Here is a 21,447-nt window from a genome sequence, read left to right on the forward strand (position 1 = left end):
ACCGAACCTGTCATCAGCCCGGACCGATGCGATCCATCAGGCTCAGATTGACCGACCCCGGATGGCGCTTGAGCTTCTGCCTGTATTCGAACTGGTGCTGGCTCTCCTGTTTGAGCCCCTGCATCAGGGAGTAGCACATGGCCAGCATGATGACCGAGAAGGGCAGCGCGGCGATGATGCTGGCGGCCTGCAGGGCGGCAAGCCCGCCGGAGACCAGCAGAATGGCCGCGACCAGCCCCTGCCCCAGTCCCCAGATGGCACGGTGCAGCACGGGGGGATCCTGGTCGCCGATGGAGAGCAGCGTCGTAATCACGAGCGTGCCCGAGTCGCTGGAGGTGATGAAGTAGGTGCAGATAAGCAGGGTCAGCACCCCCTTGGCAATCCAGCCGAAGGTCTCCCAGTGCAGCAGTTCCACCGTCTTGTAGAGCGCCATGGTGACATCCTGATTGACCGCTTCCACCACGCCGCCGCCACCGAACAGCTCCAGGTTCATGGCAGTCCCGCCGAACACGGTGAGCCAGAACATGCCGAGCAGGGAGGGCACCAGCAGAACACCGAGCACGAATTCACGAATCGTGCGGCCCTTGGAGATGCGGGCGATGAACATGCCGACAAAGGGTGCCCACGCGATCCACCAGCCCCAGTAAAATGCGGTCCAGCTAGACTGCCAGGCCGAGGTACCGTTGGCTTCGGTATTGGTCCAGAAGCTCAGCTTGACGATGTTCTGCAGGTAATCACCGATGTTCTGCACATAGGCGTTGAGGATGTAGGTGGTCGGCCCCAGCACCAGGAAGAGGCCCAGCACGAACACGCTCAACCAGATATTGAGTTCGGAGAGGATCTTCACCCCGCGCCCGACGCCGGAGATGGCCGACAGGGTGGCAATCAGGCTGATGCCACCGATGAGCCAGAGCTGGTTCGCTTGTGACACGCCCATGCCGAACATCTGGTTGAGGCCGGTGTTCATCTGGGAGACGCCCAGCCCAAGGGAGGTCGCCACCCCGAACACGGTACCGAACACCGCCAGCACGTCGGCGGCATGGCCCCAGAAGCCGTAGATGCGATCGCCAAGAATGGGGTAGAGCACGGAGCGGATGGCCAGCGGCAACTTGCGCCGGTAGCTGAAGAAGGCCAGCGACAGGCCGACGATCACATAGATGGCCCAGGGGTGCAGACCCCAGTGGAAGAAGGTGAGGCGCATGGCGATCTGGGCCGCTTCCGGCGTCATACCTTCGGTGATGAAGGGGTTGCCCTGCAGGTGATACATGGGCTCGGCGATACTCCAGAACACCAGGCCTATGCCCATGCCTGCGCTGAACAGCATGGAAAACCAGGCAAAGTAGCCAAACTCCGGTACCTGGTCGTCGTCGCCCAGCCGGATGCTGCCAAAGCGGCTGAACATCAGGTAGACGGCGAAGAACAGGAACAGGGCGACCACCAGGATGTAATACCACTTGAAGCCAGCAATGATGGTGTCCTTGGCCCCGGTAAACCAGGTGCCTGCGGTATCCGGATCAAAGACGCCGAACAGCAGGAAGAGGGTCACGACGGTCAGGGCCGTCATGGCCATGGTGGGATTGAGGCCTTTCAAAAGCCCTTTGGTTGCTCGCATCGGGCCTCCTTAGTCGTTGTTGAAAAAGTCTTCACCCACGTGATCGCCGGCACCGCCGATGGCGCGATAGGCCAGACGACCTGCCACCTGCTCACGGTGATCCACCAGGGTCACCGACGGCTGGCCGTTCACTGCGTGGCGTTTGCCGAGGAAGATAGCCATGGGCACCCCCAGATTGGAGACACCGCTGGTGATCCAGAGGCGGTTGAAGTCATAGGAGCCACCGATGAACTCCAGCTGTGCCAGCCCATTGTCCAGACCCGCCAGATAAAAGTTCATGGCACTCTCGTCGGGGAAGAGGTGAACCAGCACATAGGCATAGCGCAGCTCATTGACCAACTCCTTTAGACTGAAAGAACCTGTGTTGCTGCAAGAGAGCGGCAGCTCACCATCGTAGTGGTGTACCTTGAGGTTGTTGGGGTCCTCGTCATAGGCAGGTTGATAACGCACAAATGCTGCGGTGTCCGGCAGTTCATAGCGAACTCTGACCACACGCAGGTCGGCAACCAGGGACTTGATATCCAGGTCGTCATGCATGATTTCACTCCTCAAATATCGGGTTGGAATGGGGCAATTGTCCGATAACCTAACACAATATTCATTAGAGCTAAAACCATTACATCAAAAACCATATTGACCTTGTTATGGATTAGGCGGAGAATTTCGCGCCTCTCCACAGCCCTGCGATGACCCAGACCCCATGGAAAAACATGATGAAGTGCTGATCGCCCTGCGCCAGATCATCCGTGCCATCGACATGCACTCCAAGCGCTTGATCAAGGAGGCCGGCCTGACCTCGCCTCAACTCCTGCTGCTCAAGGGCATCGACGAGCTTGGCCAGATCTCCATGCGCCAGTTGGCGGATCACACCAACATGAGCCAGGCCACCGCCACCACCATCATGGACCGGCTGGAGAGCCGCCAGCTGGTACAGCGCATTCGCAGCGAAACCGACAAACGCAAGGTGCATGCAACGCTCACTGACGCGGGACGCGCCCTGCTTGCCCAGGCTCCGACCCCCTTGCAGGAGAGTTTCATTCAACGTTTTCAGGCGCTGGAGAACTGGGAGCAAGGGTTGTTGCTCTCATCCCTGCAACGCATCTCCGCCATGATGAATGCCGACGGCATCGATGCCGCCCCCGTGCTGAGTGTCAGCCCCCTGACCGAAGAGCGGGCCTGAAATCCTGAAGTCCGTTTACATGTTTTCAGTTAACTTCTGGCACTCAGAACCCGATGTACCGCATCGGGGATTCTGCATTGCGAGGCCTAATGCGATCATTCTAGGTTATAACTACCCACCACCTTATGCACCATCTTCCTCGTCTACACCAGGTCCTACGGGCTTTGCTACAGCAACTCTCCTTTCAGTATCCCGTTCACCCGCTCTGCCAGCGCATTCTGATAACAGTCATACCCATCAGTCATCGAGTACTGTACTCCGTACCGTTCATACAGCGTCTGATTCAAGCCTGAGCAATACTGCACCCTGCCGTCCGAGTGATGGATAAACTCCCCGCTGCCACGCCGTTGCTTCAGTGCTCTGCGCCATCACAACCAACTCAGCATGCATCCCTTCGTGCACGTGATGCCCCGCTATCTTACGCGAGAAGGCATCCGTCACCAGGCTCAGGTAGAGTGGCCCGCTCTTTGCCGGCAGGTAAGTGATGTCGGCAACCAAGACCTGCCCTGGCGCCACCGCAGTGATTTTCACCGGGCCGGGTTTGAGCAAGTTGGGATGGCGATAGAAACGCTGAAAACTGTGGAGCGTCTTGTGATAGGCCCGTTTGGGCTGCACCAACAGACGGTGCTCGGCCAATATCCTAAACAGTCTGTCCCACCAGACCGTCAGCCCAGCATCGTCTTGGCCCTGCAGCAGATAATGCTACTTGTGGATGCCCACCCGTAGTGAACTTTGCGCACAAAGCTCACTACCTGCTGCCCTTGTGCATGACGCAGGTCGGCGACCCGATTGCGATTGTAGTCAGCCTAACGGTTTATTCCGAGGAACCAGCAAGCACTGAAGATGGTCAGCTTTTCGACATACCGCTGCGAGAGAGCTTACCAGGTCGTTTTTTACGATTGAGGCGCCTTCAAAGAACTGAGCCTCCAGGCTCATCAGCGCCAGCTACTCGAGCTCCTTGATACGCTGTTCAGACATTTGGTTGCCGGGATCAGGCATGATGTGATCCTGCCAGCTCTAATCGATGCTCCCTGGCTCCAACCCTGCAGACCATGCTTATGCAACCATACCAGAATGGTCGAATTGCCCTGAATGCCATATTGGAATTGTGTCTACTGGTAGGTGAGTTCACCTTTTTCAATCTGCTCGACCAGGGACAATTTAAACCTCAGTGAGTAATCGCGCTGTGTGCGTTTCACACCTTGTCCCATCGAGATCTCCATCTATTCGGGGAAGAAGGTATAAGCCATATTCAGGACGGGGACAATGGGAAAAGAAAAAGCCCAGCATTGCTGCTGGGCTTTTTAATTGGCTCCTCCTGCTGGGCTCGAACCAGCGACCTGCGGATTAACAGTCCGTCGCTCTACCGACTGAGCTAAGGAGGAATTATTCGTGGTGCCCAGAGACGGAATCGAACCGCCGACACGGGGATTTTCAATCCCCTGCTCTACCGACTGAGCTATCTGGGCAAATGGTGCCGGCTACCGGAATCGAACTGGTGACCTACTGATTACAAGTCAGTTGCTCTACCTACTGAGCTAAGCCGGCACACTTCAAACCATTGTGCATGAACACGTTTTTATTTCATGGCACCAAAATATGGTGCCCAGAGACGGAATCGAACCGCCGACACGGGGATTTTCAATCCCCTGCTCTACCGACTGAGCTATCTGGGCGTGGGCGCTATTAAACGGATTTTAGGGCAGGTGGTCAACGGGAAATTTCACTTTTCGTCTCGTTCGTCTCTTTTTTGCGCAGCATCATCCATTTTCATCACTTCTGTTGGCGGGACCGCTCCCCGGCGCCCCCAGAGGCGGGACTCCTCCCCCTTGAGCAGGCGGGTAATGTTCTCGTGATGACGGATCAGGATGAGACAGGAGAGCAGAGAGACCGGCAACGTGTATTCCGGTTTGAGCAGATAGGTAAAGAGCGGGGTCAGCAACACGGTCACGATGGACGCCAGTGACGAATAGCCGCTCACCAGCAGCACCAGCAGCCAGGTGGTGATGACGGCGCCGCCCATGGCAAAGCCGATGGGCAGCATGGTACCGAGGGCGGTGGCGACGCCCTTGCCGCCACGGAAGTGGAAGAAGAGGGGGTACATGTGGCCCAGACAGGCGGCCACCCCGATAAAGCCGAGGTAGACGGGCTTGATCTGCAGATACCAGGCGAGGTAGACGGGGGCCATCCCCTTGAGCACGTCGAGAAGCAGTACGATCAGCGCCGCCATCCGGCCGCCGAGGCGCAACACATTGGTCGCCCCCGGGTTGTGGGAACCATGGTCACGGGGATCCGGCAGACCCGTGATGCGGGAAACCAGCACGGCACTGGACAGCGAGCCGCCCAGATAGGCCAGAATAATCATCAAAATCGTCAGGGCCGTCATCTTGGTCGTTTTTACCACGATATGAATGGGGTATGATGCGGGCCACATTCCCAGGCCCGGGCTTGCCCGAAAGCGTGTCGCCCAAACCGGCCGCCAGCGGCAATCTGCTTGCCGGGCCTGCATCCCTGCGCTGTTTTCACAGCCCATCAAGAGTAAAGAAGAAGTACTGTCATGGACAAGGTGTTTATTCGCGGACTCGAGGTTTTGACCACCATAGGGGTATATGAGTGGGAGAAGGGCATTCGCCAGAAGCTCTGTTTCGACCTCGAGATGGGGTTTGACAATCGCCCAGCCGCCGCAACCGACGATATCAATCTGGCGCTGGATTACGCCACCCTCTCTCGCAAGATCTGTGATCACGCCCAGGGCAAGATAGTGGAGCTGGTCGAGACCATGGCCGAGCAGGTCGCCGCCCTGGTGCTGGAAGACGAGCGGGTACAGTGGGTCAAGGTGACCCTGACCAAACCGGGTGCCGTGCCCAATGCGGCAGGCGTCGGGGTCGAGATCCTGCGCCATCGCACGCCGGCTGCGAGCGCCAACTGATGACCCGCATCTATATCAGTCTGGGATCCAACATCGATCGGGAACGCCATATCCGCGCCGGCCTCGATGCCCTGCACGCCGAATTCGGCGAGTTGCAGGTCTCCCGGGTATTCGAGAGCGAGGCAGTGGGCTTCAACGGCCGCCCCTTCTACAACCTGGTGGTGGGTGCCGATACCGAGCTGCCCCTGTCGACCCTGTGCCAGCGGCTGCGCGCCATGGAGTTCGCTCACGGCCGCGAGCCGGATGCCAAGAAGTTCGCCCCCCGCACCCTGGATCTCGATCTGCTGCTCTACGGCGAGCTGGTCTGCGAGACGCCGCTGGTGCTGCCGCGCGGCGAGATCCTCACCAACGCCTTCGTGCTCTGGCCGCTGGCGGAGCTGGCTCCCACATTCCGCCACCCCATCGATGGTCGCACCATCGGTGAGCTGTGGGCAGGTTACGACAAAGCCTCCCAGCGCCTTGACCCCATTCCCTTCCACTGGAAAGCGGGCGAATTGCAGCATCACTGAACAACAAGGGCACCCTCGGGTGCCCTTGTTGATGACTCCGCTGATGACGGATAAGAAACGGTGATTGGGCCTGCGCCGGTGCAAGTGGCAGGATGACCGCCATCACAGGAGAACCCCATGCCACTCGATGCCATTCACGACTTCAACCGTCAGTTGCTCACCGACCTGCCCCACCAGCGCTTCGAGCACGAACCCATCCTCGATTACGCCACCGACGAGCGGGTCAAGGCTCGCCTCGGCTGGCAGGCCGAGTTCAGCAAGACCCTTTTCCTCAAATTCAAGGATGGTCGCTTCGCCCTGCTGCTGACCCACAGGGACGGCCGGCTCGACAGCAAGGCGGTCAAGGCGGCGCTCGGTGCCAAACCCTCCATCTGCACCGCCGACGAGATGCAGACCGAGATTGGCTGCCTGCCGGGAGCCGTCTGCCCCTTCCTGCCACGCGCCGACATCCCCCTGCTGGTGGATCCCGTGCTCATGAATCACCATGCCTTTACCTGGACGCCGGGCCACCCCGAGCAGACTTTCCTGCTGGAGACCACCCACCTGGCCGGACTGCTGGCCCGATTGCCCTGCGACGTGAGCTACCTGCCCGCCCCCTGAGCCTGGGACTCAGCGCTTTTCCCGCGCCAGCTGGGCGAAGATCAGCGCCGCCAGCATGGACATCAGGCCGATGCACAGATAGGTAAGGTGGAACCCCTCCAGCCAGCGGCCACTCTCCTCGGGCTGGCCGATGGAGAAGAGTCCCAGCAGGCTGGCGGCGATGGCCACCCCCAGGCTCATGGAGAGCTGCATCACCACCGACAGCAGACCGTTGCCGCTGCTGGCGTGCTCGCTGCTGAGATCCTGCAGGGTCAGGGTGTTCATGGCGGAAAATTGCAGGGAGTTGATGGCGCCAAAGACCGCCAGCCACACCAGCAGTACGCCGTGGGGCACCTGGTTGTCGATGAAATAGAAGCTCGCGATCATGGCCCCGAGCGCCAGGGTGTTGCCGATCAGGATGCGGCGATAACCGATGCGCGGAATGAGCTTGTTCACCAGCGTCTTGGTCAGCATGGCGCCGATCACCGTGGGGATCATGGTCATCCCCGCCTTGCTCGGGGAGAAGCCGAGCCCCAGTTGCAGGAAGAGCGGGGTGAGAAACGGCATGGCGCCGCTGCCGAGGCGGGCAAACAGATTGCCCCAGATACCGATGGCGAAGGTGGACGTCTTGAACAGCGCCAGACTGAACAGGGGCTGCTCCGCCGTGGCGGCATAGAGCCAGTAGCTCGCCATGGCGGCCAGACCGAACAATACCGCAAACAGGGCCCAGCCGGTTGAGATGCTGTGCTCCCCCAGGCCTTGCAGACCGACGGATACCAGCACCATGCCGACACTGAACAGCACAAACCCCTGCCAGTCAAACCTGGCGGTGTGCTGGCGAAGGTCGGGCATGAAGTGCCAGCTCGCCACGAAGCCGAGCAAGCCCACCGGCAGGTTGATGAGGAAGACCCAGTGCCAGCTCGCCACCTCCACCAGCCAGCCCCCCAGGGCCGGGCCGATGAGGGGGCCGAGCAGACCGGGGATGGTGACGAACGACATCACCCTCAGCAGCTCATGCTTGCTGTAGACCCGCAGCACCGCCAGACGCCCGATGGGCATCAGCAAGGCCCCCCCGACCCCTTGCAACACCCGGGCGATCACCAGCATGGGCAGGGTGTTGGCGATGGCACAGGCCAGGGAACCCAGGGTAAACAGCAGGATGGCGACCAGATAGACCCGGCGGGTGCCGAATCTGTCCGCCAACCAGCCGGAGGCGGGAATGAGCAGGGCCACCGTCAGCATGTAGGCGATGATGACGGACTGCATCTGCAGCGGACTCTCGCCCAGGGCCTCGGCCATGCTGGGCAGGGCAGTGTTGAGGATGGTGCCATCCAGGGTCTGCATGAAAAAACCGACCGCCGTCAGCCAGGGCAGCCATTTGCGCTGGGCGGGCGTCACCATCGGGGAGCTGTCAGGCATGGTTCTGTCTCTCCTCATCACATAAGAAAAGACCCGCACGAGCGCGGGTCATATCAGCATATCAGGCATCCGGCTGGCCGAGCATGGCCTTGAGGTGCTCTTCCAGGCTGGGTTCGGGAGCCTTGAGGGTCGAGAGGAACAACTGCTCTATGCCTACCCTGTCCTGGCTCTTCACGATGAACACCAGCCGGGACTGGGCCTTGCCTTCGGGCCACTCCCCCAGCGCCTGCAACGGATAGAGCTGGCCGTGCACGCCGTGGATCACCACGGGCTGGCTCTCCCCCTCCAGTTGCAATATCCCCTTGAGACGCAGCAGGGCATCGCCGTATTGCGCCTGCACCGCATCGATGGCGGCCAGCAGGCGGGAAGGCTTGAGCGGCTCGCCGATGCGCAGGGAGAAACTTTCGATATTGCCGTGCTCGAAGCGGGTGGGCGCGGCCGTCCCCACCTTGGCGGCAAACGGCGTCATCTTCGGCTGCATGGGCGAAGCCAGCCCCTGTTTCGGGGATTCGGTACGCAGCCAGGCCAGCAACTGGCGCACGTCGCGCCCCGCCGCCTCGTTGTAGGCGCCGAGCTTCTCCAGCACCGCGGGCGAGAGCACCCCATTGCTGACCCGCTGGATGGGGGCTGCCGGATTGAGGGCCGCCAGTTGGGCTTCCACCCTCGCAAGGGTCTCTTCATCCACCAGATCGCCCTTGCTCACCACCAGCAGATCCGCCAGCGCCACCTGTTTGACCGCCTCATATTGAGCGGCCAGCTGCTGCTCGATATGACCGGCATCCACCACGGTGACGGTGCCGTCGAAGCGGTAGCGCTGGGCGATAAAGCCCTCTTCCCTCAACGTGAACAGCACGGGGGCCGGATCGGCCAGACCAGTGGTTTCGATGATCAGCCGTTTGAAGGGTTTGATTTTGCGCTGGATGGCCTTCATGAAAAGCCCCTGCAGCGCCTCCACCAGGGAGCCCTGCACCGAGCAGCAGATGCAGCCGGAATCGAGCAGCACCACCTGCTCGTCCACCTGCTGTACCAGATGGTGATCCAGCCCCACGGAGCCGAACTCGTTGATGAGCACGGCGCACTCCCCGAGCTCGGGCTGCTTGACCCAGTGGTTGAGCAAGGTGGTCTTGCCGCTGCCGAGAAAACCGGTCAGCAGGGTCACGGGGATGCGGGTGTCTTGCATGTCTGTCATCGGGTTGCCCCCCCTCTGATCGGCAGGAGGATGAGTAAGCGAGTGTCTTGCATATCGGTCATGTCAGATCCTTACCGGTTGGCGAACAGGTCGCCGAGCCAGCGGTTTTCGAAACGGCCATGGGGGTCAAGCTCCCGCTTCAGGGCCAGGAAGTCGTGCCAGCGCGGCAACAGGGCCGGGAAGTCGTAGAGGTCCATCGCCAGGTGCTTGCCGAAATGGGGAATACCGCCGAGGGGCACCAGCAGTTGCTGCAACTCGCGCATCTGCTCCATGGAGCCCCCGACGAAGGTCCCGTCTGCCGCCAGATAGACCAGAAAACCTATCCAGCACACCGACTTGTCATGGGCGGCACTGAGCCAGGCCACGGAGGGACCGGTGCAGCGCAGGATGAAGGGGTAGTGCAGCACGCCGGGGTTCGCCTCCTGCCATGCCTGCAGGATTGCAAGGGCCTCCCCCATGCGTTCGAGGGGCACGGCCACCTCGCAGTTGATCTGGGGCGCCGGGATCCCCTTGCAGAGGATCTGGTAGACGTTGCCCACCAGATCCGAGGCGTCCTTGAAGCGGCGTACCGTCTCGAAGTGCTCGCCTGCCCTGGCCTCGTCCTTGGTGTCTCTGGCCATCTTCTGCAGGGTCGCGTCTATGGTGGTATTGAGGGCGGCGTTCATGGCGCTGTCGGCGTCCCCCTCCAGCAGCAGCGGCTCGCTGCCCCCGGCCCGGTAGCGGGCCACCTCGTCATCGGAGGCGGGATCCACCAGCCAGATGTGGCTCTCGCCGGTCCAGGCGAACCACCAGCTCTTCACGAAGGCGTGCTCCCGGTTGAGGCGCTCGTTGTGTTCCAGCAGGAAGGGGTAGTCGGTGGTGAACTTGGTGCAGCGCATGATGCGGTTGGGCACGGTGTTGAGGGTCACATCCAGCAGGATGCCGAGCATCCCCATGCCCATCACGAAGGCGCCGAAGCGCGGATCGGTGCGATCCACACGGATGATGTCGCCGCTCGCCAGCATCACGGTCAGGGCAGCCACCGCATCGCACAGGGCGGACTGGTGCAGTCCCTGCCCATGGGTACCGGTGCTGAGCGCACCGCCCAGGGTCTGGATGCCGATGACGCCGGGGGACGCCGGCAGCATGCGATCCATGGCGATGAGGTCGGCATAGACGGTATCAAGCGGCGTCCCCGCCAGGTAGGTCACCGTATCGGCAGTCTTGTCCAGCTGGCCGCGCAGGTGGTGCAGGTCCACCAGCAGCGCCTGGCTGCCTTCGGCGTAAACGCTGTGGATGGGTTCGAAAGAGAGGCCGGAGCCGATGAGCCGCAGCTTGCGCTCGGGGTATTCCCGCAGCAGTTGCTGCAGCTCGTCACGGGTCGTCGGGCGCCACACCTGATCAAGGGCGCCGAGGGGGTTGGTTCTGGACCAGTTGAACAGCACCTCCCGATTGCCAATCGCCTTGATGCTGTGAAATGCCTGGAACCTGACCGTCATACCGCGCCTCATCTGACTTCAAAATGAGCGCCAATTCTACCGAAAAGTGGCTGCCAAGGCATGAAAAACAAGACCCTACAGTCGGGGGTGGATAGGAGGAGCCCCCCTCCCCGCCTCAGCGCGTCTGCTGGGTCAATGCCAGCAACATGCCGAATCCCACCAGCAGGCCCCCGAACACCCGATCGATCCAGTGGCGTACCGCCAGCAGTCGGTCCCGCACCGCAGGGGTGGAGAAGAAGAGCGCCACCGCACCAAACCAGAGGGCGTGCGCCAGCGCGATGAAGGCGCCATAGCCGATCTGGACCGCCAGCGGCGTCTGCGGCTGCACCACCTGCATGAAGAGGCTGACGATGAAGATGGTGGTCTTGGGATTGAGCACATTGGTCAGAAATCCGGTGCGCAGCGCACCCAGGCTGGAGAGGGCAGGCTGGCAGATGCTCTCTTCATCGGCAGCCGGTTTGGCCCGCAGCATCTTGATGCCGAGGAAGATGAGATAGGCGGCCCCTGCCAGCTTGATGAGGTTGAACAGCCAGAGGGATTGCTGGATCAGCAGGCCCACCCCCAGCAGGGTGTAGGCCACGTGCACGCAGACCCCGGCCGCGATGCCGATCGCCGTCAGCACGCCGGTGCGGCGCGAGAGCAGCAGGCTGTTACGCGACACCATGGCAAAGTCGGGCCCGGGGCTGATGACGGCAAAGAGAGTAATGGCGACAACGGCTAACAGTTCGGTCATGAAAATAGTCCTGATTAGAGGGGATATCGGCTATTTTATTTGCCAACAACACCAATAACGAACGATGATTTCTGACATGAATGGTGAAAAAAACTCACAAAAAGACCTCTCGCTTCCCTCCCTCACCGCCCTGCGCTGTTTCGAGGTGGCTGCCCGCACCGAGCATTTCGGCCGCGCCGCCGACGAACTGCACCTCACCCATGGCGCCATCAGCCGGGCGGTACGACTGCTCGAGGAGGATCTGGGGGTCATGCTGTTCGAGCGGCGCCAGCGCCGGGTCTTTCTGACCGACGCGGGTGAACGGTTCTATCAGGCGGTCAGAGAGGGGCTGGGCAGCATCCGCCAGACAGCGCAGGCCCTGCGCCAGCAGAGCCGCCCTCAATCACTGGTGCTCTCCTGCGAACCCACCCTCCTGATGCGCTGGCTGATCCCGCGCTGGCCCGCCTTCCAGGCCCTGCACCCGGAGCTGGACGTACACCTGATGGCGGGCGGCGGCGCCCTCAGCTTTGGCAGCGGCATCGATCTCGCCATCCGGCGCAACGACTTTCACTGGCCTGCCGAGCTCTACAACCAGTTGCTGTTCGAGGAGCGGACCGGCCCTGTTTGCCCGCCGGGCAAGGTGGCGCACTTTTTTGAATCCAGGGGGGATGTGCAGGCCCTCAGGCCAACGGCCCCCCGTCTGCACACCAAGACCCGTCCGGGCGCCTGGTTGGAGTGGCAGCAGCACGCAGGCATGTCCGCCGACGAGGAGGTGCCGGGTCAGACCTTCGAGCACTTCTATTTCAGCCTGCAGGCGGCAGTCGCCGGGCTGGGAGTCGCCATCGGCCCCTACCGCCAGGTGTGCGACGATATCGAGGCCGGCCTGCTGGTGGCACCGCTCGGCTTCGTCCCCGACGGCACCGGCTATCACCTGCTCGCCCCCGCCCCTCCCGAACCCGGCAGCCCCCACGACATCCTGGTGAACTGGCTGCACAGCCTGGTGGGCGCGGCCTAGCCCTGGGCGGTGCGCCCGGCGGCGACCTGTATCTCTCCCGCCGTCAGCTCCCGGCAGAACTGGCGTATCGGCATGGGGCGGGCAAACAGGTATCCCTGCAGATACTGGACCCCCTTGCCTCTCAGATAGGCGGCCTGCTGCTCCGTCTCTACCCCTTCGGCCACCAGGGACAACCCCAGCCGTCCCCCAAGGTCGATGACGTTGTCCACGATGTGCTCGGAGAGGGACTCCGTCCCGATACGGCCGATAAAGGAGCGGTCGATCTTGAGATAGTCCACGTGGAATTGCTGCAGATAGATGAGGCTGGAGTGGCCGGTGCCAAAGTCATCGATGGCGAGCTGCACCCCCATCTCGTCGAGCTGGCGAAACAGGGAGAGGGTCTGCGGGCTGGTCACCAGCAGCTCCCGCTCCGTGAGCTCCAGCACCAGCACCACCCGTCCCGGAACGAAATGGCCGAGGAAGTCGCGGCACTCCGCCACCAGGGAGAGGTCCCGGCAGTGGATGGCACTGATGTTGAAGCTGATGTGAAATGCCTCGGGCAACTGCTCCTGTACCGGGTGGAGTGTCTTGGCCACCGTCTTCATCAGGTTGACCGTCATGGGCACGATCAGGCCAGACTCTTCCGCCTGGGGGATGAAGAGATCGGGGCGGATCAGCCCCTCGGTGGCATGTTGCCAGCGCATCAGTACCTCGGCTCCCACCATCTTGCCGCCCTTGCTGGCGATCAGCGGTTGCAGATAGGGGACAAACTCCCTGGCTCGCAGCCCGCGTCTCAGCTCGTCCGTCAGGGCCCCCGGCCGCCCAAGCAGCCACCACACCAGCAGTGAGAGCACCAGCGAACTGGCTCCCAGCCAGATCAGCTGCAGATGGCGAGCCTCCCACAGGGCACGCCAGTAGATCGGCATGGCATAACCGGCGTGGATGGTGAAGGGGTAACGCTGGGAGGCGAGTATCAGGGCAAACTTGCTGTGCAGTTTCGGCGGATCGCTTTGGAAGTGGCCGGACTCATCGAGCCAGGCGGACCCCACCTGCAAGAACAGCTCGCTGGGATCGCTGCTCAGGGTGAGCATGAAACTGAGCTGGCTGCTGTCAATGGCGCTCAGTGCCGCATCACGCCCCCGCTCCTGACGCACCACCAGCAAGGGGTGATTCTTGCGCACCAGGTTACCGCTCATCAGCAGCAACTTGCGATCCGTGTAGCGGGAGCCGTCATCCACTTCCCTGGCAGGCCCGAACAGCGAGGTGCAGTTGATGATCCCCTGTCGCACCAGATTGATGGAGCGCAGGAACGGCTCCAGCGCCACCCGCTTGCGCAGCAGCAACAGGTTGTCGCTGCAGGAGCGACCGGCCAGCGGCAATACCTCGAGGTTGGCCCGCTCGGCCTGATCCAGCATGCGCTCCAGCAAGGTTCTGGCCTTGCTGGCTGACGCACTGGCATCGTTTTTCAGCTCCTGCTCGTAGCTGTCATGCACCATCCACCCTCCCACCACCAGGGGCAGGGCCAACACCAGCAGGGCACAACCAAGGCGCCACTTCATGCGGGCCAGATCAATCCGGAACAGAAACATAGCAACCACGCCGCAATGCGCGGGCCCGCTTCGCAGGTACCGCGGTATAAAAATGCCCACCAGGAAGCGGTGGGGCCATCATGGCCAGACAACGAAAGCGCAACGCGCGTACCAGGCAAATCGACGACGCCGTTGCTGGGCATGGCGGGTCATTATCGCGCAGCCCCCTGAAATGGAAAATGCCGCGTCGAGACGCGGCATTGTTATTTTCAGTGGTCAGACCGGCGAGTCTCAGACCGCTTGCTGCAGGATCACCGCATCGGCCTTCTTGGTGTAGGAGGCGATCTCGTTGAAGTTCAGGTAGCGGTAGGTGTCGGCCGCAGTGGCGTCCAGGGTCTTGGCGTACTGCAGATACTCTTCCACGGTCGGGATCTTGCCGATGATGGCGGCAACCGCGGCCAGCTCCGCAGAAGCCAGATAGACGTTGGCACCCTTGCCCAGACGGTTCGGGAAGTTGCGGGTGGAGGTGGAGACCACGGAGGCCCCTTCCGCCACGCGCGCCTGGTTGCCCATACAGAGGGAACAGCCGGGTATTTCGATGCGAGCACCGACGCGACCAAAGATGCCGTAGTAGCCCTCTTCGGTCAGCTGATCCTTGTCCATCTTGGTGGGGGGGGCGATCCACATGCGGGTCGGCAGCTCGCCCTGATACTTCTCGAGCAGTTTGCCAGCGGCGCGGAAGTGGCCGATGTTGGTCATGCAGGAACCGATGAACACCTCGTCAATCTTGTCACCTGCCACGTCGCTCAGCAGACGGGCGTCGTCCGGATCGTTCGGCGCACACAGGATCGGCTCCTTGATGGTGGCCAGATCGATCTCGATGATTTCGGCGTACTCGGCATCCTTGTCCGCTTCCATCAGTACCGGGTTGGCCAGCCACTCTTCCATCCCCTTGATGCGGCGGGTGATGGTGCGCACGTCGCCGTAGCCTTCAGAGAGCATCCACTTCAGCATCACGATGTTGGACTTCAGATACTCGATGATCGGCTCTTTATCCAGCTTGATGGTGCAACCGGCGGCGGAACGCTCGGCGCTGGCGTCCGCCAGCTCGAATGCCTGCTCCACCTTCAGGGTTGGCAGACCTTCGATCTCGAGGATACGGCCGGAGAAGATGTTCTTCTTGCCCGCTTTCTCGACGGTCAGCAGCCCTTTCTGGATGGCGGCATAGGGGATGGCATGGACCAGGTCACGCAGGGTGATACCCGGTTGCAGCTCGCCCTTGAAGCGCACCAGCACGGATTCCGGCATGTCCAGCGGCATCACGCCGGTGGCGGCGGCGAAGGCCACCAGACCGGAGCCCGCCGGGAAGGAAATCCCGATGGGGAAACGGGTGTGGGAGTCACCACCGGTACCCACGGTATCCGGCAGCAGCATGCGGTTCAGCCAGGAGTGGATGACGCCGTCACCCGGACGCAAGCTCACACCGCCGCGGTTCATGATGAAGTCCGGCAGGGTGTGGTGAGTCTGTACGTCGATGGGCTTGGGGTAGGCCGCGGTGTGGCAGAAGGACTGCATGGTCAGATCGGCGGAGAAACCGAGGCAGGCGAGATCTTTGAGCTCGTCGCGGGTCATGGGGCCCGTGGTGTCCTGGGAGCCGACCGTGGTCATCTTGGGTTCGCAGTAGGTGCCCGGGCGAATGCCCTTCACGCCGCACGCCTTGCCCACCATCTTCTGAGCCAGGGTGAAGCCCTTGCCGGTGTCGGCAACAGGCTGCGGACGACGGAACACGGTGGAGAACGGCAGACCCAGCGCTTCGCGGGCCTTGTCGGTCAGGCCGCGGCCGATGATCAGCGGAATGCGGCCACCGGCGCGCACTTCATCGATCAGCACCTCGGTCTTCAGTTCGAACCGGGCCAGCACCTCGTCGGTGCCGTGGCGGGTGATCTTGCCCTCATAGGGGAAGATGTCGATGACATCGCCCATTTCCAGCTTGGAGACGTCCACTTCGATGGGCAGGGCGCCGGCATCTTCCATGGTGTTGAAGAAGATGGGGGCAATCTTGCCACCGAGGCAGACGCCGCCGGCACGCTTGTTCGGCACGAACGGAATGTCGTCGCCCATGAACCAGAGCACGGAGTTGGTGGCGGATTTACGGGAAGAGCCGGTACCGACCACGTCACCCACGTAAGCCAGCGGGAAGCCCTGCTCTTTCAGGGAATCAATGGTCTTGATGGGGCCGATGACGCCATCCTTGTCCGGGGTGATGCCGGGACGGGCGTTCTTCAGCATCGCCAGGGCGTGCAGCGGAATGTCCGGGCGGGACCAGGCGTCCGGCGCCGGCGACAGATCGTCGGTGTTGGTTTCGCCGGTCACCTTGAACACGGTGACGGTGATCTTCTCGGCCAGGGCCGGGCGGTTCAGGAACCACTCGGCGTCAGCCCAGGATTGCAGCACCTGCTTGGCGTGGGCATTGCCCGCCTTGGCCTTCTCTTCCACGTCGTGGAAGGAGTCGAACATCAGCAGGGTGTGAGAGAGGCCCTTGGCGGCAAGAGGAGCCAGGGTCGCATCGTCCAGCAGGTCGATCAGCGGCTGAATGTTGTAACCACCCTGCATGGTACCGAGCAGCTCGACGGCTTCGGCGGCAGTCAGGATGGGGGAATGGGCCTCGCCCTTGGCGACGGCGGTGAGGAAGCCGGCTTTCACATAGGCCGCTTCATCAACACCCGGGGGAATGCGGGAGGACAACAGTTCTTTCAGAAAGTCCTGTTCGCCGGCGGGCGGATTCTTGATCAGCTCAACCAGGGCGGCGACCTGCTCTGCGTCCAGAGGTTTGGCGACCACGCCTTCGGCGGCACGTTCTGCGACGTGTTTACGGTATGTTTCAAGCACGACTAATTCCTCTTTGGTCTTTTTTTTGGGGTTCGCCCAAGCTCGCGGCGATCGTCCTTGCGGGACACCCGTAGGGTGCCCCCCACTATATAAGTTTTAACGACTAATTAAAATCCAAACCCTGTGCAGTTATTCATCAAACCAGCATAACCATATAAACCCATTAGGTTTTTTTAGAGTGACAAACCGCCCACCCAAGGTGAGTTAACAAAAAGGCAGCATTTCGCCCTTATTGGAACGTAGTGCCCAATTGCAGATAGAACATGTCGTGTCCCCCCTCCGCCACGCCATAGCCGAGGAAGATGGGACCGAGGAAACTCTCCACCCCCATATAGAGGGAACCCGAGGTATAGGAGGATTCGATGCTGATGTCCTCTCCCTTGTCCCAGACCCCCCCTTGCTCGAGGGAGCCCCCGAGGAACAGGGGCGCCTTGAAGGCACCGAAGTCATTGTCCGCCACCCGGTAGATGTAGCGCAGCCCGCCGAACAGGCTGTAGCGACCGCTCAACTGGTAATGCTGGAAGCCGGACATGCGGAACAGCCCGCCCAGATCCTGCACGAACAGCGGTACCGTCTCCTGGGAACTTGAGCCGCCCCCTTCCAGCATCAGGTTGAGGCTGTGCCTGTCCCAGGACCAGGGCTTGATCATCACCAGCCGGTAATTCACCCCCTCGGCCTGCTCGGAGGGCGCGTCCGCGGGATCGAGATCGACGTAGGAGTAGCCCCCCTTGATGTCCCAGTAGACCCCCTGATAGGGGAAGTAGCGGCTGTCGAGGGTGTCGTGCTCGAAGCGGATGTAGGGGCCCCAGGCGGAGGCATCGGCATCCGCGTTGGTGAGGTTCTGGATCTCCACGCTGCCGATCTTGCCCTCCAGTCCAAGGGAGAAGCGACTCCAGGGCTGGCGATTCCAGCCGACGGCAAGATCCACGCTGGTGAAGCTGTACTCGGAGTCCAGATAGCTGACCCCGGACGAGGACCTGCTCTCTTCCGGGAAGAAGACGCGTCGCTGGGTCTTGTCGTAGGCCAGGCTCGTCTCTCCGAAGTAGGTCTGGGAGGGCTCCAGCGGGGTGTAGAAGTCGGTCTTGAGGTGCTTGGCGGTCCCGAGGGACGCCTCGGTCAGCCACTCGCCTCCCCAGTCGTTGACGTTGGTCAGGGTGTAGGACATGCCGACGTTGTAGTTGGAGCTGCTCTCGAAGTCATCAGAGAAACCGAGCTGGAAGTTGAGATAACCCGGCCCCCAGTTCTTCTCGCTGGCGTCCACCACCAGCACGTTCTCCCCGTCCCGCTCCTCCACCTCGTAGGTGATGCGATCGAACGACTCCAGGGCGTAGAGGCGACGGATCCCCGCCTCCAGGCTCTCGTAGGTCTGCACCTTGTCCGGACGCACGTTCAGCATGGCCCGCACCGTGTCGTCGGAGAGGCGCGACTTGTTGATGATCTCCACCTTGTCGATGTAGTAGGCGGGCTGGCCGCTGCGCTCGGCGCGCCGGCTCAGCTTGCCGTTGCGATAGTCGGCGTAGGCGGCGGGCGAGAGAGAGAGCGCATCGAGCCGGGCCGCTGCACTGTTGGCGACCGCCTCCCCGATCTTGATCCCCTCCGGCATCAGGGCGAAGTCGGCGATCCCCATGTTGCCGAACTCGGGGGTCAGCAGGATGTCCCTGGGGCCCAGCAGCGCCTTCTGCTTTTCGGTCCCCACCTGGGTCATGTAGGTGGTGAGCTGATCGATCATGGCCAATCCCGACTTGAGGGACTCCCGGGTACGCAGCTTGGCGCTGATGTCCACCGCGATCACCACGTCGGCCCCCATGGCCTTGGCCACGTCCACCGGCATGTTGTTGACCGTGCCACCATCGGCCAGGATGCGGCCGTCCCACTCCACCGGCTTGAGGGCACCGGGAATGGACATGGAGGCCTGCATTGCCTTGGCGAGGCTGCCGTGATCCAGCACGAAGGGGGTCACCGTCTCCATGTCGGTCGCCACCGCGCGATAGGGGATAGGCAGGTTGTCGAAGCTCTTTTGCGCCGGCAGGTTGGAGGTGGCGTGGCGCAGCAGGCTGGCCATGGACTGTCCCTGGAAGAAGCCGTCCGGCAGCTGGGTCTGGTCACCGTTGACCCCGATGTCGGTGCGCAGCTGGTACTTCTCGGTCTGCTGCTTCTTGCGCAGGGAGAGCTCGTCGCGCCCCACCTTGTCCTGATAGCCCTTGTTCCAGTCGATGGCCAGCGTCGTGCGCTCCACCTCCTCGGCGCTGAGCCCCATGGCATACATGCCCGCCACATAGGAGCCCATGCTGGTCCCGACGATGATGTCCACCGGGATGTGCTTTGCCTCCAGCACCTTGAGCACCCCGATATGGGCCGACCCCTTGGCACCGCCGCCGCTCAGTACCAGGGCGATCCTCGGACGATCCATCTTGGTTGCCCCCGGGTTTCTGGCCGAAGGCGCGGGATCATTGGCTCCGGCCGCCGCCATGAACGGCAGGGTCGCCAGCAGGAGCACGAGCAGGTGGGTCCATCCCCGATGAAAGATGCGCATATGAGAGTCCATAAATCCGGTGCGAGTCGAGCGGGCAGGCCGCCAGTCAGGTGCAGCCTACTATAAGTGCAAGCACTTTAACCGCAAGCCGGGGTGCTGGCGAGGGGTCGCCCCGCTTGCGACGATGTCTCGGCAAAATCGGGCGCCAATCCAGCCCAATCCGGGTGTGAGCGCAAACGTTAATCGACAATAAAGGCCCCCGCCGCCTCAAGAGCGCACCAAATCAGCCGCTATTATGAGTTCAACCCTGGTTCACACTTCCGAGTCACCCTTATGTTCGCAAGCCTGACACTGAAACAGAAAATTCTGGCCACCGTCATCCTCGCCGTGGCCCTCTCCTGCCTGCTGGTGGGCTATTTCAGCCAGCGTTCTGCCCAGCAGCTGATCGAGAACCGCATGTTCGAGCAGGAGCTGCCCAACCTGACCCAGCGCATCGGCAAGGAGATCGAGAAGGATCTCACCTCGGTCGCCAATGCCGCCAGACAGCTTGCCAACGACCGCTTCGTGCTGGACTGGGTCGAGCGCGGCATGCCCAAGGAGCAGGAGTCCATCCTCATCAACCAGCTCAAGGACATGACGAGCCAGTATGGTCTGGTCACCGCCTCCTTCGCCGATCGTCAGAGTGCCGCCTACTACAACCAGGACGGTTTTCTGCGCATCCTGAACCACGAGCAGGACAACTGGTTCTATGACTACACCAAGAGCCGCCAGGATCTGATGCTCAGCATCTTTCGGGAGAGCAACGGCGAGGTGAAACTGTTCGTCAACTTCCAGCAACTCGACGGACGCGGCCTCGCCGGCCTCGCCAAATCCCTCGACAGCATGGTCAGCATGCTCGCCAACTTCCGTATCGGCGACAGCGGCTTCGTCTTCATGACAGACGGCAGCGGCAAGGTGAAGCTGCACCCCGACGCCGCCCGCATCGATCGGGACAACCTGACCCAGCTGGCCAGCGGCAGCAGCACCAACCTGCTCAACAAGCAGCCCTTTGCCGCCACCCATGCCGAGGTCGACGGCCAGCCCGTGATCCTGGCCAGCAGCTACATCCCCCTGCTCGACTGGTATCTGGTGGCCCAGGTGCCGGAGGCCGAAATTTATGCCGAACTGGACAGAGCGCGCCTGCACATGGTGCTGGTCAGCCTGGCCATCGCCGTCGGCATGGGGCTGCTCGGCGTTCTCCTGGCGGGCTCCGTGAGCCGCCCCCTCAACGAACTGGCCCGCCTGTTCCGCGAACTCGGCAGCGGTGATGGCGACCTCACCCATCGCCTCAAGGTCGATGGCCGTGACGAACTGGCCCAGGTGGCGACCGGCTTCAACAACTTTGTCGCCAAGATCCACGGCTCCATCGAACAGGTGGCGAGCAACTCCCGCCAGCTCGCCGCCACCGCCAACGAGGTGGCAGCCAAAGCCCAGCTCACCCAGCACAACTGCACCGCCCAGCGGGATCGCACCGTCCAGGTCGCCACCGCCATCCACGAGATGGGAGCCACCGTCAGCGAGATCGCCGGCAATGCGTCTCTCGCCGCCGACGTCGCCAAGCAGGCCAACGAGCAGGCCGATGCGGGGGCCCAGGTCGTCGCCCAGGCCCGTCACGGCATCGTCGGCCTCTCCGGTGAAATCGAACAGGTCGCCGGGGTCATCGAGTCCCTGGCGAGCCAGACCGACTCCATCGGCAGCATCCTCGACACCATCCGCAGCATCTCGGAGCAGACCAACCTGCTGGCCCTCAACGCCGCCATCGAGGCCGCCCGCGCCGGCGAGCAGGGCCGTGGCTTCGCCGTGGTGGCCGACGAGGTGCGCAACCTCGCCAGCCGCTCCGCCGCCTCCACCGCCGAGATCCAGGGCATGATCAACAGCCTCCAGGAGCAGAGCGCCCGCGCCGTCAGCGCCATGGC

Annotated in this window: 17 protein-coding genes, 4 tRNA genes and 1 pseudogene; 6 read left to right on the forward strand and 16 right to left on the reverse strand. The window is 62.1% G+C overall.

The window, feature by feature from the left end; all coding sequences use genetic code 11:
- Window positions 1-13: 13 nt before the first annotated feature.
- Together AB5Y70_RS14940 and AB5Y70_RS14945 are read right to left on the reverse strand one after the other, a co-directional pair.
- Window positions 14-1,612 (reverse strand): BCCT family transporter, encoded by a 1,599-nt coding sequence (locus AB5Y70_RS14940; protein ID WP_049636524.1) that lies wholly within the window; start codon window positions 1,610-1,612, stop codon window positions 14-16.
- Window positions 1,613-1,621: 9 nt separating this feature from the next.
- Window positions 1,622-2,149, reverse strand: a complete 528-nt coding sequence (locus AB5Y70_RS14945; RefSeq protein WP_010672814.1) for a hypothetical protein — start codon at window positions 2,147-2,149, stop codon at window positions 1,622-1,624.
- A gap of 163 nt (window positions 2,150-2,312) precedes the next feature.
- Between AB5Y70_RS14945 and AB5Y70_RS14950 the strand changes: the two genes are divergently transcribed.
- On the forward strand, window positions 2,313-2,792 hold the full coding sequence (locus tag AB5Y70_RS14950; protein ID WP_010672813.1) for a MarR family winged helix-turn-helix transcriptional regulator: 480 nt from the start codon (window positions 2,313-2,315) through the stop codon (window positions 2,790-2,792).
- Window positions 2,793-3,059: 267 nt separating this feature from the next.
- Here the strand turns inward: AB5Y70_RS14950 and AB5Y70_RS14955 are convergent, their stop codons facing one another.
- The 7 genes and pseudogenes from AB5Y70_RS14955 to plsY form a co-directional block, all read right to left on the reverse strand.
- Window positions 3,060-3,428, reverse strand: coding sequence for a hypothetical protein (locus AB5Y70_RS14955; protein ID WP_223937767.1), 369 nt, complete (start codon window positions 3,426-3,428; stop codon window positions 3,060-3,062).
- 395 nt (window positions 3,429-3,823) lie between these two features.
- Window positions 3,824-4,003: pseudogene (locus AB5Y70_RS14960) on the reverse strand (IS3 family transposase); the annotation flags it as partial.
- 98 nt (window positions 4,004-4,101) lie between these two features.
- Window positions 4,102-4,177: transfer RNA gene (locus AB5Y70_RS14965), tRNA-Asn, on the reverse strand.
- A gap of 8 nt (window positions 4,178-4,185) precedes the next feature.
- Window positions 4,186-4,261, reverse strand: a tRNA-Phe gene (locus AB5Y70_RS14970).
- Between the two features lie 3 nt (window positions 4,262-4,264).
- Window positions 4,265-4,340 (reverse strand) — tRNA-Thr (locus tag AB5Y70_RS14975).
- Window positions 4,341-4,392: 52 nt separating this feature from the next.
- Window positions 4,393-4,468, reverse strand: a tRNA-Phe gene (locus AB5Y70_RS14980).
- Window positions 4,469-4,515: 47 nt separating this feature from the next.
- Window positions 4,516-5,178: a glycerol-3-phosphate 1-O-acyltransferase PlsY gene (gene plsY, locus AB5Y70_RS14985; RefSeq protein ID WP_053288103.1), complete on the reverse strand. Its 663-nt coding sequence runs from the start codon at window positions 5,176-5,178 to the stop codon at window positions 4,516-4,518.
- A gap of 171 nt (window positions 5,179-5,349) precedes the next feature.
- Between plsY and folB the strand changes: the two genes are divergently transcribed.
- The 3 genes from folB to AB5Y70_RS15000 all read left to right on the forward strand — a co-directional run bounded on the left by folB (window position 5,350) and on the right by AB5Y70_RS15000 (window position 6,830).
- Window positions 5,350-5,721 carry a dihydroneopterin aldolase gene (gene folB, locus AB5Y70_RS14990; protein ID WP_010675798.1) on the forward strand — a complete coding sequence of 124 codons (372 nt, stop codon included), beginning with the start codon at window positions 5,350-5,352 and terminating at the stop codon, window positions 5,719-5,721.
- The gene (folK, locus tag AB5Y70_RS14995; RefSeq protein WP_053288102.1) at window positions 5,721-6,230 is read left to right on the forward strand and encodes a 2-amino-4-hydroxy-6-hydroxymethyldihydropteridine diphosphokinase; all 510 of its coding nucleotides are present in this window, start codon (window positions 5,721-5,723) and stop codon (window positions 6,228-6,230) included. Before folB ends, folK begins: the two co-directional genes overlap by 1 nt.
- Window positions 6,231-6,347: 117 nt before the next feature.
- Window positions 6,348-6,830, forward strand: a complete 483-nt coding sequence (locus AB5Y70_RS15000; protein ID WP_042864868.1) for a YbaK/EbsC family protein — start codon at window positions 6,348-6,350, stop codon at window positions 6,828-6,830.
- Window positions 6,831-6,839: 9 nt separating this feature from the next.
- On the opposite strand, the gene mdtD is transcribed toward AB5Y70_RS15000, so the two are convergent.
- From mdtD to AB5Y70_RS15020, 4 genes are all read right to left on the reverse strand, one after another.
- Window positions 6,840-8,267, reverse strand: a complete 1,428-nt coding sequence (gene mdtD / locus AB5Y70_RS15005; protein WP_223919390.1) for a multidrug transporter subunit MdtD — start codon at window positions 8,265-8,267, stop codon at window positions 6,840-6,842.
- A 22-nt stretch (window positions 8,268-8,289) separates the two neighbouring features.
- A complete protein-coding gene (locus AB5Y70_RS15010) occupies window positions 8,290-9,417 on the reverse strand; it encodes a GTP-binding protein (protein ID WP_029314837.1) in 1,128 nt (375 codons plus the stop codon).
- A gap of 71 nt (window positions 9,418-9,488) precedes the next feature.
- On the reverse strand, window positions 9,489-10,895 hold the full coding sequence (locus tag AB5Y70_RS15015; RefSeq protein WP_049636527.1) for a D-arabinono-1,4-lactone oxidase: 1,407 nt from the start codon (window positions 10,893-10,895) through the stop codon (window positions 9,489-9,491).
- 115 nt (window positions 10,896-11,010) lie between these two features.
- Window positions 11,011-11,628: a LysE family transporter gene (locus tag AB5Y70_RS15020; protein ID WP_010675804.1), complete on the reverse strand. Its 618-nt coding sequence runs from the start codon at window positions 11,626-11,628 to the stop codon at window positions 11,011-11,013.
- A gap of 76 nt (window positions 11,629-11,704) precedes the next feature.
- Between AB5Y70_RS15020 and AB5Y70_RS15025 the strand changes: the two genes are divergently transcribed.
- On the forward strand, window positions 11,705-12,622 hold the full coding sequence (locus AB5Y70_RS15025) for a LysR family transcriptional regulator (protein WP_045522142.1): 918 nt from the start codon (window positions 11,705-11,707) through the stop codon (window positions 12,620-12,622).
- Here AB5Y70_RS15025 and AB5Y70_RS15030 read toward each other — a convergent pair.
- The 3 genes from AB5Y70_RS15030 to AB5Y70_RS15040 form a co-directional block, all read right to left on the reverse strand.
- Window positions 12,619-14,190: a cyclic diguanylate phosphodiesterase gene (locus tag AB5Y70_RS15030; RefSeq protein ID WP_041211776.1), complete on the reverse strand. Its 1,572-nt coding sequence runs from the start codon at window positions 14,188-14,190 to the stop codon at window positions 12,619-12,621. The two genes, AB5Y70_RS15025 and AB5Y70_RS15030, sit on opposite strands and share 4 nt — an antisense overlap.
- 231 nt (window positions 14,191-14,421) lie before the next feature.
- Window positions 14,422-17,019, reverse strand: a complete 2,598-nt coding sequence (acnB, locus tag AB5Y70_RS15035; protein ID WP_049636528.1) for a bifunctional aconitate hydratase 2/2-methylisocitrate dehydratase — start codon at window positions 17,017-17,019, stop codon at window positions 14,422-14,424.
- A gap of 229 nt (window positions 17,020-17,248) precedes the next feature.
- Entirely contained in the window at window positions 17,249-19,552 is a 2,304-nt protein-coding gene (locus AB5Y70_RS15040) for a patatin-like phospholipase family protein (protein ID WP_049636529.1), read from the reverse strand.
- 273 nt (window positions 19,553-19,825) lie between these two features.
- Here AB5Y70_RS15040 and AB5Y70_RS15045 point away from each other — a divergent pair.
- A partial coding sequence (locus tag AB5Y70_RS15045) for a methyl-accepting chemotaxis protein (protein WP_368176074.1) occupies window positions 19,826-21,447 on the forward strand: 1,622 nt, incomplete at its 3' end.

The sequence above is a fragment of the Aeromonas sp. s1(2024) genome, assembly GCF_040908005.1.
In the GTDB taxonomy this organism is placed as follows: domain Bacteria; phylum Pseudomonadota; class Gammaproteobacteria; order Enterobacterales; family Aeromonadaceae; genus Aeromonas; species Aeromonas caviae.

Excerpts from the sequence above, each read along its gene's own strand:
- AB5Y70_RS14940 (WP_049636524.1), bottom strand. The coding sequence starts at position 1,612 with ATGCGAGCAACCAAAGGGCTTTTGAAAGGCCTCAATCCCACCATGGCC.
- AB5Y70_RS14945 (WP_010672814.1), bottom strand. The coding sequence starts at position 2,149 with ATGCATGACGACCTGGATATCAAGTCCCTGGTTGCCGACCTGCGTGTG.
- AB5Y70_RS14950 (WP_010672813.1), top strand. The coding sequence starts at position 2,313 with ATGGAAAAACATGATGAAGTGCTGATCGCCCTGCGCCAGATCATCCGT.
- plsY (WP_053288103.1), bottom strand. The coding sequence starts at position 5,178 with ATGACGGCCCTGACGATTTTGATGATTATTCTGGCCTATCTGGGCGGC.
- folB (WP_010675798.1), top strand. The coding sequence starts at position 5,350 with ATGGACAAGGTGTTTATTCGCGGACTCGAGGTTTTGACCACCATAGGG.
- folK (WP_053288102.1), top strand. The coding sequence starts at position 5,721 with ATGACCCGCATCTATATCAGTCTGGGATCCAACATCGATCGGGAACGC.
- AB5Y70_RS15000 (WP_042864868.1), top strand. The coding sequence starts at position 6,348 with ATGCCACTCGATGCCATTCACGACTTCAACCGTCAGTTGCTCACCGAC.
- AB5Y70_RS15010 (WP_029314837.1), bottom strand. The coding sequence starts at position 9,417 with ATGACAGACATGCAAGACACCCGCATCCCCGTGACCCTGCTGACCGGT.
- AB5Y70_RS15015 (WP_049636527.1), bottom strand. The coding sequence starts at position 10,895 with ATGACGGTCAGGTTCCAGGCATTTCACAGCATCAAGGCGATTGGCAAT.
- AB5Y70_RS15020 (WP_010675804.1), bottom strand. The coding sequence starts at position 11,628 with ATGACCGAACTGTTAGCCGTTGTCGCCATTACTCTCTTTGCCGTCATC.
- AB5Y70_RS15025 (WP_045522142.1), top strand. The coding sequence starts at position 11,705 with ATGAATGGTGAAAAAAACTCACAAAAAGACCTCTCGCTTCCCTCCCTC.
- AB5Y70_RS15030 (WP_041211776.1), bottom strand. The coding sequence starts at position 14,190 with ATGTTTCTGTTCCGGATTGATCTGGCCCGCATGAAGTGGCGCCTTGGT.
- AB5Y70_RS15040 (WP_049636529.1), bottom strand. The coding sequence starts at position 19,552 with ATGCGCATCTTTCATCGGGGATGGACCCACCTGCTCGTGCTCCTGCTG.